This is a genomic window from Pseudomonas sp. NBRC 111133 (genome assembly GCF_001320605.1).
Taxonomy (GTDB): domain Bacteria; phylum Pseudomonadota; class Gammaproteobacteria; order Pseudomonadales; family Pseudomonadaceae; genus Aquipseudomonas; species Aquipseudomonas monteilii.
This window is the reverse complement of the sequence record NZ_BCBJ01000043.1, coordinates 92,517-106,906: the sequence shown is the minus strand read 5'-3', so window position 1 is coordinate 106,906 and position 14,390 is coordinate 92,517. Positions and strand designations below refer to the sequence as shown.

Sequence of the window (14,390 nt, the reverse complement as noted above, 5' to 3'; positions counted from 1 at the left end):
AAGCCTGAAGGTAAGGCGCAGAAGATGACTTTAACGAGTGACCCTGGTTAGACAAAGGGCTAACATGGGGCCGTGTTCCACCGCCAAGCTGTTGTTTTTCATGTCCAACAAGTCCATCAAGACCCCTTGTGTCGGCCTGTGCTCCACGGTGTACGGAGACACGGTGTGCCGTGGCTGCAAGCGCTTCCACCACGAAGTGATCAACTGGAACGGCTACGACGACGCGCAGAAGCGCGCGGTATGGCTGCGCCTTGAGCAGTTGCTGGTGCAGGTGATGATGGCCAAGCTGGAGGTGTTCGACAAAGGCTTGCTGCGCCAGCAGCTGGAACAGCGCTCCATCCGCTTTGTCGAGCAGCAGTCGGCGTATTGCTGGGCGTACCAGTTGATTGCCCGTGGGGCGCGGATGATCCGGGACCTTGAGGCCTATGGCATGGTCTTGCTGCCAGAGTTCCGTGACTGGGAACTGCCGCAATTGCGCGATGCCATCGACCGCGAATTCTTCCTGCTTTCAGAAGCGCATTACCAGCGCTACATCGCGCCAAGTTTCCTGCGTGATGCCTTGCAGTCGGGGCAAGGCTGAAACTATTTGATAAAGCTGCTGGCCTCTTCGCGGGCAAGCCGGCTCCGACAGCATTACCACTGCTCTTGATGGCGTGATGTACCTGTGGGAGCGGGCTTGCCCGCGAAGAGGCCAGTGAAGCGACCGAATCAGTCGCCGGTGTATTCACACCCGCTGGTGCAGGTTTCGTGGATGCGCACCTTCGACAGCTCTGGCATCAGCGGTTTGACCTGCTCCCAGATCCACTTGGCGATCACTTCACTGGTGGGGTTTTCCAGGCCCGGGATGTCGTTCAGGTAGTTGTGGTCCAGCTTGTCATAGATTGGCTTGAAGATCGCCTTGACCTCGGCGAAGTCGCGAATCCAGCCGGTGTGCGGGTCCAGCGGGCCGGTCAGGTGCAGGCCGACCTTGAACGAATGGCCATGCAGGCGGCCGCATTTGTGCCCTTCAGGGACGTGGGGCAGGCGGTGAGCCGATTCGAATGTAAATTCCTTGAAGATTTCCACTGGTGGACCTGTATAGCTGGTGGGATAAGGGCTTGAGCGGAAATTGGTGTTTCAATGTACTGCTCAATGTACTGATTGGTCGTCGCTGGGGTCGAAAGAGGTCATCCACTGGGTGATATCCGACTGGCGCCAGGCAACCGAATTGGGGCCTATCTTAACCTGTTTTGGGAAGGTGCCTTCACGGATTCTGCGATAGACGGTGTTCCGGCCAATGCCGGTCACGTGCAGCACCTCGTCGAGGCGCAGGAAGCGGTCGATGTTTTCTGCGGGTCGCATGGGTGTCTCCTTTATAGAAGGGTCAGGCCGTGAAGTGGTGCCCGACCTTGGCCGCCCGGGCGGCTTCCTCGGTGCGGAACATGAGCTGGGTTTTGCCGGGGCGGCCTTCCGATTCGTACTCGGCCTCTACCCACCAGTGGCCGAACTTGCGGTACGGCTCGCCGAGGATCTTCGTGACGTAGCAGTCGATCAGGTTCATGGATGGTCTCCTGGCTCAGTCCCAGCTGAGCTTCTCGGGCGTTGGCGGGATTGTTTCGAGGCTGGCAAGGTCGAGCAGGGTGAAGTACCCGCCGTCCTGAGGTCTCCACCCAATGGTGTCGATGTAGATCACGTTTCCTAGCGATGCCGGACTGGGAAGGGGCGTATGGCCAACCACTACGGCGCGAACTCCATCAATCGGTTCGTTATCGCGAAGCTCAATGCGGCTGCGCGACCACATGCAGGTGTTCTGTGTCAGGCGCAGTTGCTTGGCTGTTTCTGGAGATTCCAGTGCGGTCCGCAACTGGCCCCAGGACGGGAATGGGCAGTCAGCGTGCACGACACCGACCAGGCCGCCAGGTGTCTCCACTTCGATGGCGATTGGCAATTCGCGGAACTGGGCGGCGAACTCTCGCTGTTCATCCCATGGCAGCCCAGCGAACCAAGAGCCACCGTTGTATACCCAGTTGTCCACGTCGCAGGTATCGAACCGGCAGACGTAGTCGTCGTGGTTGCCGCGCACTGTGTGGAACCATGGCTTGGCCAGCCAACTGAGCACGTCGCGGCACTCCGGTCCACGGTCTACCAGGTCGCCCACGCTGAACAGCCGGTCAACTACTGGGTTGAAGCCGGCTGCGTCCAGCGCGGCCTGCAGCCGTGTGAAGTGCCCGTGAATGTCGCCGACCGCGAAATCGCGGCCAGCAGTGTTTGCGGCGAAGCGCTTGATGCGCACCACCTCGATGGTTTCGAGCATGTCAGCTCCTACAGGGAATTGAGGTCAGGCCGTAGCCTTGGCGATGGTCTGCTCGAAGCGCGCGGCCAGTTCGGCGTTGACCTCGGCCTTGGCCAGGCTGTCCTCGGTGCCCTTGGCGCGGTGAAGGGTCTCGTACTTGCGCAGCTGGGCGGCGGCATCGATCAGGTCGGCCAGTAGCAGCGGCGCACAACAGATGAAATTTGCCATTTCTTTCGATAGGTAAAAGTCGGAGACCGAGTTGCCAGCACTGTCCTTAACTTGAAACGTCGTAGGCTCTGATAGAAATCCCTGATGGGCTTCAATTTTCCAGGGCAATAGATTTAGTGAGCTCATATAAATACCTGTACGCCCGCGCATGTCGGCGGGCTTGAGTAGTAGAGGGAGGGGTTACAGTAGGTGGGCGCCGGCTTCGAGCAGGCCGTCGCGCTCTTGGCGAAGATTGTCCCGCTCTGTGGCCAAGCGCTGGATCTCGCGGTGTAGGTATTGTGCGATGGTTTCGCCGCATCGAAGATCGCCGGGAATGGCGCGGCCTTTCAGAGCGGCCTCCAGTTCGTACAGGGTGAATTGCTCGATCATTGCTCCACCTGCTTGCGGTAGCCGGCGTCGTAGAGCCTCAGCCCCATATTGATCTGCCCGGGTGTTGGGGATTCATGACCGGCATCCAGGCACATTTGTCGCGCAGCGCGCTGGCGTTCTTCCGCCGCCCTTTGTTCAGGAGAGCTGAGCGGCCGGAAATCGTACTCGCTGAGATGGCCGCAGTTTTCTTCGCCGCCATCGCGGTAGGTGACCAGAAACAGCTGTGCGCCCATGGCGGTGATGGTCACTTCCTGAAATCCAGGCCGAGCCCAATCTTCTGTGGAGCGTTTGTTCTTCATTTCGATCTTCTGGCCAATTGGCGGCAGGCCTTCGCCATCCCAGCGCGCCGGCCGCGGCGTGATGTACTGCACCTGGCCCCGGGTGAAGTTGTGCCGCGTCTCGCCCGCGCCACCGCCATATGGATAAGCGCGATCCTCGGCGCCGACCACAGCGTACTGGTCCATGTTGATCCACGCCTCGGTGATGCCGTGATGGGCGACTAGGCCATGGCCGTCTGCCCATTCTGGCGCTTTGCTCCAGTCGATCTTGCTCACAGCTGATACCTCTTATCAATCCAGCGCTCAGGCGCCAGAGCGGGTGTAGGTTCGGGTTGGGTTTCATGCGGGGAGAGCTGGCGCTCGTTGCCGGCCTGGTTCGGGCCACGCAACATCCAGTCAGGTATGCAGCTGAGTCCGCCAGCGTTGCCTGCGGCATATTTCCAGCAGGTAACTGATCGCTTGTCGTCGTGGAGCACATCTATGCTCGGCGTGAGCTGCTCCGCGCTGGCGCCGGTGGCCAGCAGCAGGAGGCAGAGGGCGAGGCGGGTCATCATGGCCACTCCTTACTGGTCCGCTCGCATTGGGCAGCCAGCTTCAGCAGGTTGATTGTGGTGGGCCGGAATCCATCAATGTTGGGGTATCCCTCAAAGCGATGGCCGTTTGGGTAGGTCTCGAATGGCCCGTGCCAGCACCAGTTCATCTGCCAGTCCTCCCAGACGGTGTAGGCGTCCTGTCCTTCGCCCCAATAGTCCACGCCGCCGCCCACGCTCAGAACGTGTCGCACACAGGAGCCCTGGTCATACGCCAGCTCCGTCGGCTCCTGATCACGCCAGGCCTTGCGGTACACCGAGGGCAACAACTCGACCAGGCGCTTGCTGAGCTTCTTTTCGATGCGGGCTTTCATGGCCACCCTTTTCTTGGGCATGACGATTCCTTGGCCGCCATATCGCGGCAGTGAGTTGTACAAGATTATGTTTTCGTACAAGAAATTCGGCCGGTTGTCCGATTCAGCGCGCTTTTCAGAACATTGTTTTTGCGGTCGAGACAACCGGGGCTAAGGTGGGTTGACACAAGCTGATTAGACGAAAGTCGTAGGAGGCCGACATGAGGATTCGCGGTGAAGTTTTCTGGGGGTGGGCTGATCCAACGCTTCACCACCGTGCTCACGACGAAACCCTCAGCGATGGAACGCACATTGATGTTCAGGTGCGCCTGTCGCGAACGGGTAACACGCAGATGTTCATTGGGGTGTATGCCGAGAGTGGCATGGCCCTTCACGAAGAGGCGTTTGATTCCCGGCCCGGTGAATCCATGACAAGGGCTTTGGCCTGGGGAGTAGGGCGAGCTCGCCGAATTGCTACAGACACTCTCCCAAAATTCGACAAGGTCGCCTGCTCGGGATAGGGGAGATTGGCTGCAACGGGGTGGAGTACAGATGTGCTCCGTAGCGGTCTAGCCTTGCGCGCGCATGAAGGCCGCCATGTCGCCCATCTGGTCGACGATGAAGCGTTCTTCTTCTGCTGCGGCTGCGTTGAACCTTTCTCGGCGCCTCTTGCAGAGCAGGCAATCGACTTTGGCCCAGTCGCCTGATACCTCGCTGGTCTCGCCCAGCCAGGTACCGCAGGGCGCCTGCTCAATGTCTTCCAGGTCGGTGAATGGTGCGAAGTGCGTCTTCACGTTGCCTCCGGCTCTGCGCTGGCGGAAAGGAAGGTCTCAAGGTGTCGCCGCACGCGCAGAACATGATCGCTATCCGAGAAGCCGCCAGTTGCAACCTCAAGGAAGTCGCGCAGCAGCGCATCCCGCTCGGCTATATGCTGAACTGCCGCCTTTACACGTGATGGAATGTCGGCGTGACTGTAGCGGGTCTTCGGTGGCTCTGGCCCCCTGAGTGCGATTGCAGTTTCGCTAAGTAGCAATCCTTGTTGCTCGACTAGTGCGACGAGCTCTGCGTTTTCTTCCCGCAGCCGCTCAACCTCGGCGGTATCGACAGTCGGCCCAACTGGAATCATCGGCAGCCCAGTCGCCGCCGCATCCCGCTCTGCCTCTTCTTTGGTCCACCAGAAGGCAGTACCAACCATCCAGGCTATAGGTTCGGGGTGGGGCTGCGGGGCTGGCTGGTCGAATTGTTTGAATGCTACCCAGAGGCCCTGGACGTACTTATCTGCATAGCCTTCGCGGTCGTCGCCACGGGCGAGCCAGGTGCCGTCCAGGTAGCCGAGCACAGGATGCTTGGTGCTGAGAACCCATTTCTGGAATCGCTCACGGCGCCCTTGTGGGTGCTGGACTGCAAGTTCGGTGTTTCTGGATCGGTTTTCTGTGGGCATGGGGATACTCCGTGATTAAGCGGCTGGCGATTGATCCAGCAGGAAGTCCATCTGTGCGGCGCCTTCAATCCAGGCTGTGTCCAGACGCTGGCGGGCGAGGGCGGCGTATTCAGGATTCAGCTCGCAGATCACCGACTGCCGGCCTTCCTGCATAGCGACCAGCGACGTGGTGCCGGCACCACCGAAGGGGTCCAGCACCAGCCCGCCGCGCGGGGCGCTGGCAAGGATGCACGGACGGATCAGCTCGGGCGGGAACGTGGCGAAGTGAGCGCCTTTGAACCCGTTGGTGGCCACTGACCATACGCTCCGCTTATTGCGGGTGGTGTCGTAGTCGATGTCTTCACGATCTGCGCGGTGTTGGCCGGTCTGGCCGTGGTCGCCGTCGGAGTACTTCGTCTCGCGGGCGAAGCTGTTGCGCTTGCTTCCCACCGTCCGAGGCTTTGGTTTGCTGCCGTGACCCCAGCCCACGCCGTTGTTTCGCGGTACCGTGTTTCCGGAAACCGTTCGGTTGCCGCCGGCTGAGTTGTCGAATGTCGAGCCTTGGCAGTAGGCGCCGCCACGAAAGGTGTTCGCCGAGCCCTTGCCCGTCAGGTTGGCCGGCTCCCTGATCGCTTCCTGATCGAAGAAGTACTTCGGCCCCTTGCTCAGTAGGAACAGATATTCGTGGGCCTTGGTGCACCGATCACGCACGCTTTCAGGCATCGGATTCGGCTTGTGCCAGATGATGTCCTGCCGGAGATACCAGCCGTCATCCTGCAGCGCAAAGGCCAGGCGCCATGGCATGCCCATCAGGTCCTTCGGCTTGAATCCGCCATGATTTGGCTTCTTCGCCTTGCGTGCGCTGGCAGCAACCTGGCGGGCACTGAGCGATGAAACGCCCAGGCCCATATCGTCGCGGCCGTGTGCGCCCCAGCTGCCGGCGTAGCTGTCGCCCATGTTCACCCACAGCGTTCCATCGTCGCGCAGCACACGGCGCACCTCGCGGAACACCTGCACCAGATTTTCGATGAATTCGCGCGGGGAGGCCTCCAGGCCGATCTGGCCGTCGACGCCATAGTCTCGCAGACCGAAGTAGGGTGGGCTGGTGATGCAGGTGTGCGCGGACTGATCTGGCAGCGTCCGCATCATTTCGATGCAGTCGCCGACCAGTATTCGGTGCTGCTGGGTCATGGCTTGCTCCATGCGTGTAGGCGCCGCCCTCGCCGGGGAGGCGTTATCGTTGAATAGGGGAAGGCGCTGGCGGGCAGCGCGGAGTGATATGCTTCGCCGCTTACCAAACAGGGAGAGCGGTAATGGGGTTGCGCGAAAGGCTTCGAGCGTTCCAGCTATGGTTTAACCCGAAGCGCAGACGGTGGGCTGGCGTTGCGCTGATCGCACTTGGCGTGGCCGGGATGTTTCTCAACCCAGAAAGCCGGTGGACCCTGGTGTTAGGAACTGGGATCTACTGGTTCTTCACAGCGTTGCCACCTGTCCTCGGCGGAAAGTGTTAAGGCTCTGGCGGGCAGCGCCTGAGGGTCAGGCGGCGTATCGAGTACGTAATGCGGCGGCGATACGAGGGTCCGACTGCATTTCGGCGTAGGCAATTGCAATCCGGTGCTTGTGCTCTCGCCATGACTGGTGCGCTTCGGAGGCGCTGGCGTGATAGCCGAGAAATTCGTGACGACCAGTGAAAGGGTTCCTGCACTGAGCCACGAACCTCTGCCGCGCCTTGTGCCAGGAAACTCCGATTGGCAGGTCTCCACGTATCGCCCGGCTATCGACCATGAATCTGTTCAGGTCGGGCGGGATAAACGCGCAAGTATCCAGTGAATACACCTTGTTGCCTGGAAAAAGCAGATCTTTGTCCAGGTGCTTGCCTTCATAGTCTTGTGCGGACATCCAGGCCCTGAAGGACGAAAAGATGAGCCAATCGCTGGATGCCGAGCAGTCGTGATAGGTGGGGTTTCTGTTCTGAAACTTCTCGCTATAGCAGCGCTCCAGCATTCCGGTCCATGTCTTGTAGAACGGGCAGGTCCATACAGATCGCCGGCGTCCGCCTACCGTTTCGGTAAGGCAGACCTGATAGTCGGCGTCGTTTGCTCCGACGCCATAAACCAGATTCAGGGCTTTGCTCATCGCACTCTCCTGATTTGTGTTGGCAGCGTCATGCCTCCGAGGGGCCGGATGCGGCATGGTGGCAATTTGGTTTGGGATGGGGTATTACGGGTGACCGGCATTGGGGCCGGCTACAGAGCGGAGTCAGGTATGTCGGTCAAAATCAACCGAAGCGGTTTAGACAAACTGATGAAAAATGCAAAGGAGCTGCAAGCCACTAAGCAGGTGAAGCTTGTGGATTTGATGAATCCGACTTTCATAGCTGCCCACAGCAATTTTGAAGATCTTGGCGCGCTGTTCGCAGCCTCCGGATTCAAAGTCGATTCCGCTGAAGATTTCGCCGCGATCCCTGACGCTGAATGGGACGCCTTCATATCGGAAAACACAGACTTCGATAATTGGTTGGAAATGCAGAAGGCTGCGCATGCAGAATTTGCCAAGTCAATTCTCAACAAAGGACTGTGATCAAAAAACAGGCCTGATTACCTCGTCGCCCGGGTCTTGCTGAATCATCAGCATGCTCTTCCGGTCGAAGGCCAGTGCCAAGCGTGGCGATATGCTGATCTCATGCCGCGGCGGGGTGAGAAACTTCGCCGCGTGCAGCCTGCCCAGCGCATGGATGCCGTGGATCAGCGCCTCAATCATCTGGCTGCAGGTGGCGTCTGCCCAGCCGCAGATGGCGCGCAGGTGCTGTCCGGTTCGCTTCCTGGCTGACAACCGAAGTGGCTCAGTCCGCGCCACAGATCGGTGAGCATCGATTTCGTGGCGCGCGATCCTGAACAGCGCGTGATGCCCGAGCGCTTCGATGTGATGAATCATCAGCGTCATCGCCTCGCCCTGTTCCTCGATCCCGGCCCACTCCATCAGTTCCAGCAGGGCCTGTTTAGTCCCTGGTCGAACCTTCAAGCGCAGGTCTTCTTCCTTTAGGCGCTCGGCCTTGGCCCTGCGCTTCTCGTCACGCTGCTGCTGCGTCAGAGCCATCATCGCCTCCATTGCGCACAAAGCGGGTGCCCGGGGCGTACTCCAGCAGGTCACACACCCGATTGATGATCTTGAGAGCCGCGTCGAACACCTTGGCGTCGTCCGGCTCGCGGGCCAGGCGCTTCATGTTCGGCTGGTGCTCAAGGCAGACCTTGTCCACTAGGCGCCGGGCCAGCCTGCGCAGATGGTCGGCGCTGTCGTGGAAGCGCAGGCTCAGCGCGAAGGCCAGAGCCACTTCATCCGCACGGTACTGGCCGCCGCTGCGGGTGTTGTATAGCTTCTTGACCGGCCGATTCATCCAGGCCGGCAGGGTTACGACTCCAGAGGGGGCTTTCTGCATTTCGGTGCTCCGTGAGGCCGCTGGGCGGCAGGTGGAAATGTTCTTGCCGCCTGCGCTGGCGGACCAGGTTGTTGATCCGCCTCATGCCGCGCGCGCCGTTTCGATCTGCTCGGTGACCTCGACCAGTTGCTGGGTCAGGTTCTCGATGGTGGCGGCGCCGCGCACACGTTCGGTGCGGCCCCATTGGCAGCTGCGGTTGAACAGCAACTGCAGGTGCTGCTCCAGTTCCTTCCGGCGCTGGAGGAGGTCGGCGGTGGCGGTGAGTGGCATGTTTATGCTGCTCCTTGCATCAGGCGGTACTCGCGATGCAGTTGTGCGTGGCACCTCGCGCAAAGCCAGACCACTGACAAAGGGTCTTCGTATTGGGCGTGATGTCCTTGGATGTTGGTGGTACTGAAGCAGTCGGGCGCCATGCAGCATGGTGATTTCCATAGGTCGCCACGCTTCACTGCGTTTTCTACCTGCAAATGAGCATCGCGCTTAGCCCGGTTGCGCTCGATGTAGGCAAGCTTTGCCGCGTTCGATCGTTTACGGCCAGAATCGCTTGCTGCGTAACGAGCACGAGCGTCCGCCCGCTTAGGGTTTTGAAGACGGCTGCGCTCGTACTCACGGTAATGCTCGCGATTCTGCGCATAGTTCAAGCGCACCTTGGCCTTTACGCAGTCTTTGCAGACTGCGCGCCTAGGATAGAAATCGCTGACCGCTTTCTGAGCGCCGCACTGGTTGCAGTGCTTCATGGCGCCTCCGATTGGAGTTAGAAGGGGATATCGGAATCGAAGCTATCGTCTGGATCTGGCTGCGGCTGGTTGCTCTGCCGAGGATCCCGGCGCTGTTGCTGCCGTTGCTGTTGAGGCTGGCGCTGTTGCTGCTGCCCGCCGCCCTGGCTGTCCGGCCGACCGCCCAGCAGCTGCATAGTGCCGTTGATGTCGACGTGCACCTCAGTGCTGTACCGCTTGATGCCGTCCTTTTCCCATTCGCGGGTCTTGAGCTTGCCCTCGATGTAGCACTGGGAACCCTTGCGCAGATACTCGCCAGCGATTTCGGCGACCTTGCCAAACAGCACCACCCGGTGCCATTCGGTCTTCTCGACCTTCTGCCCGGTCTGCTTGTCTGTCCAGGCCTCGCTGGTGGCAAGGCTCAGGTTGGTGACCGCGTTGCCATTGGGCAAGTAGCGGACCTCGGGGTCCTGGCCGCAGGTGCCGACCAGGATGACTTTGTTTACTCCGCGGGCCATGTTGTCTCCTAGCGCTGCAGTGCTTTGCGAACGAACGGGTCGAGGTCAGGTTGGTTGAGCAGCCAGCGGCGATAGTCGGCCGGCAGATCGCTGAACTTGGTGCCGCGGTGCTTGCCGAAGCCGATCACGGTCGGGATGCGGGCGTCTTCGGAGATACTCCAGAGTTCTTCCCAGTCGGCCACCGGGCGGCCCAGTTCGGTAGTTAGGGCATCGAGAATCTTGACCAACAGCAGTCGGCAATTCTTCACATCATCCAGGGCGGCGTGTGCATTGCGGAGCAGGCCCGGAGCTTGCTCCCGGTAGTGCAGGTAGATCATCGCCGATTGGGAGTGGCTGTCGGCGTCGGGCCACAGTCGGCGGCTCAGGGCTGCGGTGCAGATGCGCTTGAGCTCTGGCTTGCCGATGACGCCCCAGTCGTAGTCGACGTTGTGACCAATCAGATACTCAACCTCGGCAGGCAGCGCGAATTCGGTGTGGTCTGGGCAATCCACCAACTCCTCATCAAGGATGTGGCTGGTGGCCAAGGCGCCGAGCTCAATCGGCTTGCCCGGTTTGTAGCGCTGCAGGAATTCGCTGGCCACTGGCAAGCCCGGGATGGCTGCCAGTTGCAGCCAGGCTGCCTCAACCAGTTGAGGCTCGTTGAAACCTGTGGTTTCGCTGTCGAAGATGAAGGCATTCATGCCGATTGCTCCTGAGGTGTGAGTTCGTACTTGCGCTGGTCCTTCGCGGCGTTCAGCTGCGCAAGTAGGTGAGGGGACTGCTCGAGGACGCGATAGGCTGCCGAGAACACGCTCTGTAGCTCCTGCATCGTCTCTGTGATCGGGATCTTCGACAGGGCGTCGTCGAGTGCCGCAGCCTGGAGATCAGCTTGAGACTTGCCATCGTTCAGCCAGGCCAGAAGGCGCCGGCCGGTATCCGGACTGACAACCTCCGGCTGATCGAAGAGGCGGGTACGGTCCTTGGTGGCCACGGCAACATTGCCGTCGTGGAGGAGGTCGAGCACCACGGTGAACTCGTAGTCAGAGCCGTCACGCTGCTCCGACTTCATGCCAAGCTTGAGGATTTTCTTGCCTTCGCCCTGGACCGTCTCGGTTTTGCTGCGCATCGTGCAGATGATGTGCAGCGGGCTGGTCAGTATGGTGTCGACCAGCTTGCGGTGGCGCGGCGTCGTCTCGTTCCAGGCCGACCAGGTGTTGCCCTTGTAGCGCTGCTTGGCGATCGTGTCGTTGATCTCCAGGCAACCGCCGGAGCCGACCCACTCATGCGAGTAGCTATCGATGATCAGCGTGGAGTAGCCGCCAGCCTCCGCAGCCTTGATGGCCTCGATGTACCGCTCCGGCGAGTACGGCGCGCTCAGCCCCATGACGTCGAAGTCGGTCAAGTCGGCATACAGCGAGGCGCTTTCGTGCTCGGTGTCGATGACTGCAATCGGGCCGCCCAGGCCGATGGCCAGTTGCAGCGCGGAATAGGTCTTGCCAGATCCAGATGGGCCGGTAAGTGCTAGCCGTAGCCTTGCCTGCTTACGTTCGGCTTTCTTGAACATTGGGATGCCCTCAGTTCGGTTGGTTGTCCCACTGCCGCTCAATGCGAGCGGCCTCTTCTTCGTACTCTTTTCGCTCGTCGCCCTGGTACCGCTCAGGCGAGAACGATCCGACCGTCATCCAGTCGAGCTGGGCGGCCAGGCGGGGTGTTGTGTTCATGGTTACCTCAGGATGTGATGCAGCCGGCGTAAGCGCTGGCGAGCATCCAGATCGTGCAAAGGGATAGGGTGATGAAGCTTCCGCGCCAGAGAGCCCAGCGCCGAGCTTGCTGGCGGCTCATGGCCGCACACGGATGGCGATGCGGCGACCTTTCATGGTGACGCCAAGGCTGCGCGTCAGGCTTTGTACCGACGTTTCGCGTGGCAGACCGACGGCCTCGTTGAATGGGATGCCGAAGCTGATCACTGCAAGCGTGCGCTCAATCTGCTCCAGTTGCTCATCGATCAAGGACTTCACAGGTGCAGTGCTCATGCGACTCTCCCGCTTGTGGTCATCCACTGCTGGTGATCAGCGATAACGAAGCGGTTCAGCCGCTCCTTGTAGTGGCGCTGCTCGGGCAGGTCTATCGCGCCGGTGAGGCCAGCCAGATCGATAGCGGTCTCCAGTTCAGCCCTGAGCACGTCGGTGAAGCGATCGCGAGCCCATTCGAGGCGCGATTCAATGAAGTCCACAACGTCTTGCCTGGTCTTCCTGTTCATGCTGTCCTCCGGGCGGCGCCTGAGCCGCACATGGCTTCCATCTTGTCGAGAGCAGCGGCGATCACGCGTCGGCTGCTCGCCTTGCGGTGTTCTTCCTGCTCGAGGAGCATTGCGAGCCATGCCTGATTGTTCTCGGCAGCCTGCTCGGGAGTGACTCCTTCAGCCCAGTGCACCTCATACTCGCCGGACATTCGACGATCCAAGGCGCGACCCTGGGCGCTGTCCGCGTACAGTTCATGCTCGCGACTCATGGCCGCTCCAGGTGGTGGGTTACTCGGTGGGTGGGGTGAGGTGTGGCTGCCAGTGCGTCACGCGATGCTCGAAGCGCGAGCCATCCCCGTAGCGCCAGTCGATGCCATTCCAGAAGAGGAAGCGGGCGCCGTTGAAGGCGCTTTGCGCTTTTCGCGCTGGTGTGTAGGCGATTACCCAAGCCTTTCCGCCACCCTTGGGCAGCTCAGGCATGTGCTCAGAGCACTTGATCCAGCCTTTGCCCTGCGCCTTAATCGCGGACATGGCGACCGCATGGCCGGCCACCGCCTTGTGCTCTGTCACAGCGGTTACGCTCACGACCGTGAGAGATGTTCCGCCTTTGGCAGTCCACGATCCGTCAGGGTTCTGCTTCACGTCGATAGGGGTGCTCATGGATTCACCCTGGCGACGAGCATGGCGTCGGCCAGCTTGTAGGCCGCGCTGGCGGTTTCGTTCTCGCAACCACCCACGCCCAGCAGGCACGGAGCGCCTGCGGTTGATATGAGGCCCTGCAACGCCTTGGCCGCGAAGTAATCTCGGATGGTCAGGCCGAAGCAGGTGCCGTGGCCGCCGTAGTCGCTGGCCTGGACTGGAAACGCTGGCTGCTCGCCCTGCGCGGCAGGCTGGCACTCGTAGCAAATTCCGCCGACCTGCTCGGATTCTTCGATGCAGCTCGAACAGCGCAGGCAATGGCCTACGCCAGATGGTTCTGGTGGCTGGTACATGGGGTGTCCTCATGACCGCATTGGCCAGGAGCCAGGCGCGGGTGACCAAACCCACCGTGAAAGGTGGCCTGGCGCCTGCCAATGCGGTCGATGTGAAGGGAAGGGGGCGAAACGCGAAAGCCCGAGGATTGCCCGGGCTTTCATCAAAGGTGTTGCTCTCTGAGGCAGTGCCGAGCTGGAAGGCCTCGGCGCGCTGTCATACCTGGCAATCTACCTACTGCGCCTGCGGTTCTTTGGTGCAGGCCCTGCACAGGGCTTATTGGCATGCCTGTGGTCTTCGGTAATGCAGCAGCTGACGGGTTACCGGCCCGGCAGGATGTATGGGTTCTCCATGGTTCGCACGCTGGAATCGCAGCGGCACTCAAGAAGGGGATGCGGGATACATCGGGGTGTGATCTGGCCGGCTCGGTGCCGGGGTCATTTTTTCGACTCAGCATTACCTGGTCGCCGCTGGTGCTACCCCGACATACGTCAGGCGGGCTGACCACTTCCAGTTGTGCGCTTGCCTGCGCTTTCAGATCACACCCCGATGCAGCCTGGTGAGTGGGTGAGGGCATCGGATAGCTTTGTGTTTCCTGGAATCAGTGGTTAAGCCTCAAGTTTTTAACATTAAGGCCGACCTACTAACTGCCAATCACTCAAAGGATTCTGAAACATGGGATTTCTCGACATTGTTGCCGGCCTCGGAAAAGCGGCAGGCAAGGCAATGAACGATTCGATGATCAAGAACACATTGTCGATGTGGGACAAGGTCAGAAGCGCTCCAGAATCACGGCTCATGGATTACTACGAGCAGAACAATACTCGTGAGAAGAACAACAGCATGAATCGAGCTATGGCTCTGGCAGCAATGGCCGGCTCGTATCAAGCTCGTCAACTCCTCGAGAAAGACGAGAGCGCCCGCCGCTCTCTTCGGAACATCCGAGAAAAAATCTCGCTGGAGAACTCGTCTTCGGCTGAACGTCTGCGCAATGCGATTGATCAGCTGCTAGGTTGAGCGCGTGATGCGCTGAGTTTAAGTTTGATTTGGGCAGCTGTGGTCATGCGTATGTGATGC

Annotated in this window: 30 protein-coding genes; 4 read left to right on the top strand and 26 right to left on the bottom strand. The window is 60.2% G+C overall.

Going from position 1 to position 14,390, the window contains the following annotated elements; genetic code table 11:
• Positions 1-100: 100 nt before the first annotated feature.
• Positions 101-580, top strand: a complete 480-nt coding sequence (locus APH36_RS09055) for a DUF1289 domain-containing protein (protein ID WP_177337094.1) — start codon at positions 101-103, stop codon at positions 578-580.
• Positions 581-708: 128 nt separating this feature from the next.
• On the opposite strand, the gene queD is transcribed toward APH36_RS09055, so the two are convergent.
• From queD to APH36_RS09015, 9 genes are all read right to left on the bottom strand, one after another.
• Positions 709-1,065: a 6-carboxytetrahydropterin synthase QueD gene (gene queD, locus APH36_RS09050; RefSeq protein WP_060498355.1), complete on the bottom strand. Its 357-nt coding sequence runs from the start codon at positions 1,063-1,065 to the stop codon at positions 709-711.
• Positions 1,066-1,128: 63 nt separating this feature from the next.
• Entirely contained in the window at positions 1,129-1,341 is a 213-nt protein-coding gene (locus APH36_RS09045; RefSeq protein WP_054572450.1) for an AlpA family transcriptional regulator, read from the bottom strand.
• A 22-nt stretch (positions 1,342-1,363) separates the two neighbouring features.
• Positions 1,364-1,540: a hypothetical protein gene (locus APH36_RS32070; protein ID WP_177337093.1), complete on the bottom strand. Its 177-nt coding sequence runs from the start codon at positions 1,538-1,540 to the stop codon at positions 1,364-1,366.
• A 15-nt stretch (positions 1,541-1,555) separates the two neighbouring features.
• Complete coding sequence (locus tag APH36_RS09040; protein WP_060498354.1) at positions 1,556-2,293, bottom strand: metallophosphoesterase; 738 nt, start codon at positions 2,291-2,293, stop codon at positions 1,556-1,558.
• Positions 2,294-2,317: 24 nt separating this feature from the next.
• Positions 2,318-2,500 carry a hypothetical protein gene (locus APH36_RS09035; RefSeq protein WP_060498353.1) on the bottom strand — a complete coding sequence of 61 codons (183 nt, stop codon included), beginning with the start codon at positions 2,498-2,500 and terminating at the stop codon, positions 2,318-2,320.
• A gap of 180 nt (positions 2,501-2,680) precedes the next feature.
• Positions 2,681-2,869 (bottom strand): hypothetical protein, encoded by a 189-nt coding sequence (locus APH36_RS09030; protein WP_060498352.1) that lies wholly within the window; start codon positions 2,867-2,869, stop codon positions 2,681-2,683.
• On the bottom strand, positions 2,866-3,423 hold the full coding sequence (locus tag APH36_RS09025) for a hypothetical protein (protein WP_060498351.1): 558 nt from the start codon (positions 3,421-3,423) through the stop codon (positions 2,866-2,868). Before APH36_RS09025 ends, APH36_RS09030 begins: the two co-directional genes overlap by 4 nt.
• On the bottom strand, positions 3,420-3,698 hold the full coding sequence (locus APH36_RS09020; RefSeq protein WP_060498412.1) for a hypothetical protein: 279 nt from the start codon (positions 3,696-3,698) through the stop codon (positions 3,420-3,422). The genes APH36_RS09025 and APH36_RS09020 overlap by 4 nt, the downstream gene beginning before the upstream one ends.
• On the bottom strand, positions 3,698-4,051 hold the full coding sequence (locus APH36_RS09015; RefSeq protein WP_060498413.1) for a hypothetical protein: 354 nt from the start codon (positions 4,049-4,051) through the stop codon (positions 3,698-3,700). The genes APH36_RS09020 and APH36_RS09015 overlap by 1 nt, the downstream gene beginning before the upstream one ends.
• 200 nt (positions 4,052-4,251) lie before the next feature.
• On the opposite strand from APH36_RS09015, the gene APH36_RS32610 reads away from it, so the two are divergent.
• Positions 4,252-4,551 carry a hypothetical protein gene (locus tag APH36_RS32610; RefSeq protein ID WP_060498350.1) on the top strand — a complete coding sequence of 100 codons (300 nt, stop codon included), beginning with the start codon at positions 4,252-4,254 and terminating at the stop codon, positions 4,549-4,551.
• Between the two features lie 48 nt (positions 4,552-4,599).
• Here APH36_RS32610 and APH36_RS09005 read toward each other — a convergent pair whose 3' ends face one another.
• The 4 genes from APH36_RS09005 to APH36_RS08985 all read right to left on the bottom strand — a co-directional run bounded on the left by APH36_RS09005 (position 4,600) and on the right by APH36_RS08985 (position 7,586).
• Complete coding sequence (locus tag APH36_RS09005; RefSeq protein ID WP_060498349.1) at positions 4,600-4,824, bottom strand: hypothetical protein; 225 nt, start codon at positions 4,822-4,824, stop codon at positions 4,600-4,602.
• Positions 4,821-5,471: a hypothetical protein gene (locus APH36_RS31590; protein WP_060498348.1), complete on the bottom strand. Its 651-nt coding sequence runs from the start codon at positions 5,469-5,471 to the stop codon at positions 4,821-4,823. The genes APH36_RS09005 and APH36_RS31590 overlap by 4 nt, the downstream gene beginning before the upstream one ends.
• Positions 5,472-5,486: 15 nt before the next feature.
• Positions 5,487-6,641 (bottom strand): site-specific DNA-methyltransferase, encoded by a 1,155-nt coding sequence (locus tag APH36_RS08995; RefSeq protein ID WP_060498347.1) that lies wholly within the window; start codon positions 6,639-6,641, stop codon positions 5,487-5,489.
• A gap of 345 nt (positions 6,642-6,986) precedes the next feature.
• Complete coding sequence (locus APH36_RS08985) at positions 6,987-7,586, bottom strand: AP2 domain-containing protein (RefSeq protein ID WP_060498345.1); 600 nt, start codon at positions 7,584-7,586, stop codon at positions 6,987-6,989.
• Between the two features lie 129 nt (positions 7,587-7,715).
• On the opposite strand from APH36_RS08985, the gene APH36_RS08980 reads away from it, so the two are divergent.
• A complete protein-coding gene (locus APH36_RS08980; protein WP_060498344.1) occupies positions 7,716-8,030 on the top strand; it encodes a hypothetical protein in 315 nt (104 codons plus the stop codon).
• Here the strand turns inward: APH36_RS08980 and APH36_RS08975 are convergent, their stop codons facing one another.
• From APH36_RS08975 to APH36_RS08920, 13 genes are all read right to left on the bottom strand, one after another.
• Complete coding sequence (locus tag APH36_RS08975) at positions 8,031-8,546, bottom strand: hypothetical protein (protein WP_060498343.1); 516 nt, start codon at positions 8,544-8,546, stop codon at positions 8,031-8,033. It abuts the gene before it with no gap.
• Entirely contained in the window at positions 8,521-8,886 is a 366-nt protein-coding gene (locus APH36_RS08970) for a hypothetical protein (protein WP_060498342.1), read from the bottom strand. Before APH36_RS08970 ends, APH36_RS08975 begins: the two co-directional genes overlap by 26 nt.
• 81 nt (positions 8,887-8,967) lie before the next feature.
• Complete coding sequence (locus tag APH36_RS08965; RefSeq protein ID WP_060498341.1) at positions 8,968-9,156, bottom strand: hypothetical protein; 189 nt, start codon at positions 9,154-9,156, stop codon at positions 8,968-8,970.
• Positions 9,157-9,158: 2 nt separating this feature from the next.
• Positions 9,159-9,623 (bottom strand): hypothetical protein, encoded by a 465-nt coding sequence (locus APH36_RS08960; RefSeq protein WP_060498340.1) that lies wholly within the window; start codon positions 9,621-9,623, stop codon positions 9,159-9,161.
• 17 nt (positions 9,624-9,640) lie between these two features.
• Positions 9,641-10,120, bottom strand: coding sequence for a single-stranded DNA-binding protein (locus APH36_RS08955; protein ID WP_060498339.1), 480 nt, complete (start codon positions 10,118-10,120; stop codon positions 9,641-9,643).
• Between the two features lie 8 nt (positions 10,121-10,128).
• The gene (locus APH36_RS08950; protein WP_060498338.1) at positions 10,129-10,800 is read right to left on the bottom strand and encodes a 3'-5' exonuclease; all 672 of its coding nucleotides are present in this window, start codon (positions 10,798-10,800) and stop codon (positions 10,129-10,131) included.
• Positions 10,797-11,663: an ATP-binding protein gene (locus APH36_RS08945; RefSeq protein ID WP_060498337.1), complete on the bottom strand. Its 867-nt coding sequence runs from the start codon at positions 11,661-11,663 to the stop codon at positions 10,797-10,799. Before APH36_RS08945 ends, APH36_RS08950 begins: the two co-directional genes overlap by 4 nt.
• 10 nt (positions 11,664-11,673) lie before the next feature.
• Positions 11,674-11,820: a hypothetical protein gene (locus tag APH36_RS31585; RefSeq protein ID WP_156342108.1), complete on the bottom strand. Its 147-nt coding sequence runs from the start codon at positions 11,818-11,820 to the stop codon at positions 11,674-11,676.
• A 117-nt stretch (positions 11,821-11,937) separates the two neighbouring features.
• Positions 11,938-12,132, bottom strand: a complete 195-nt coding sequence (locus APH36_RS08940; RefSeq protein WP_027907151.1) for a hypothetical protein — start codon at positions 12,130-12,132, stop codon at positions 11,938-11,940.
• The gene (locus APH36_RS08935) at positions 12,129-12,359 is read right to left on the bottom strand and encodes a hypothetical protein (RefSeq protein WP_060498336.1); all 231 of its coding nucleotides are present in this window, start codon (positions 12,357-12,359) and stop codon (positions 12,129-12,131) included. Before APH36_RS08935 ends, APH36_RS08940 begins: the two co-directional genes overlap by 4 nt.
• The gene (locus tag APH36_RS08930; RefSeq protein WP_060498335.1) at positions 12,356-12,610 is read right to left on the bottom strand and encodes a hypothetical protein; all 255 of its coding nucleotides are present in this window, start codon (positions 12,608-12,610) and stop codon (positions 12,356-12,358) included. The genes APH36_RS08935 and APH36_RS08930 overlap by 4 nt, the downstream gene beginning before the upstream one ends.
• A gap of 19 nt (positions 12,611-12,629) precedes the next feature.
• A complete protein-coding gene (locus APH36_RS08925; RefSeq protein WP_060498334.1) occupies positions 12,630-13,001 on the bottom strand; it encodes a DUF551 domain-containing protein in 372 nt (123 codons plus the stop codon).
• Entirely contained in the window at positions 12,998-13,333 is a 336-nt protein-coding gene (locus tag APH36_RS08920; protein WP_156342106.1) for a hypothetical protein, read from the bottom strand. The genes APH36_RS08925 and APH36_RS08920 overlap by 4 nt, the downstream gene beginning before the upstream one ends.
• A 655-nt stretch (positions 13,334-13,988) precedes the next feature.
• On the opposite strand from APH36_RS08920, the gene APH36_RS08915 reads away from it, so the two are divergent.
• Entirely contained in the window at positions 13,989-14,330 is a 342-nt protein-coding gene (locus APH36_RS08915; RefSeq protein WP_060498333.1) for a hypothetical protein, read from the top strand.
• Positions 14,331-14,390 lie beyond the last annotated feature (60 nt).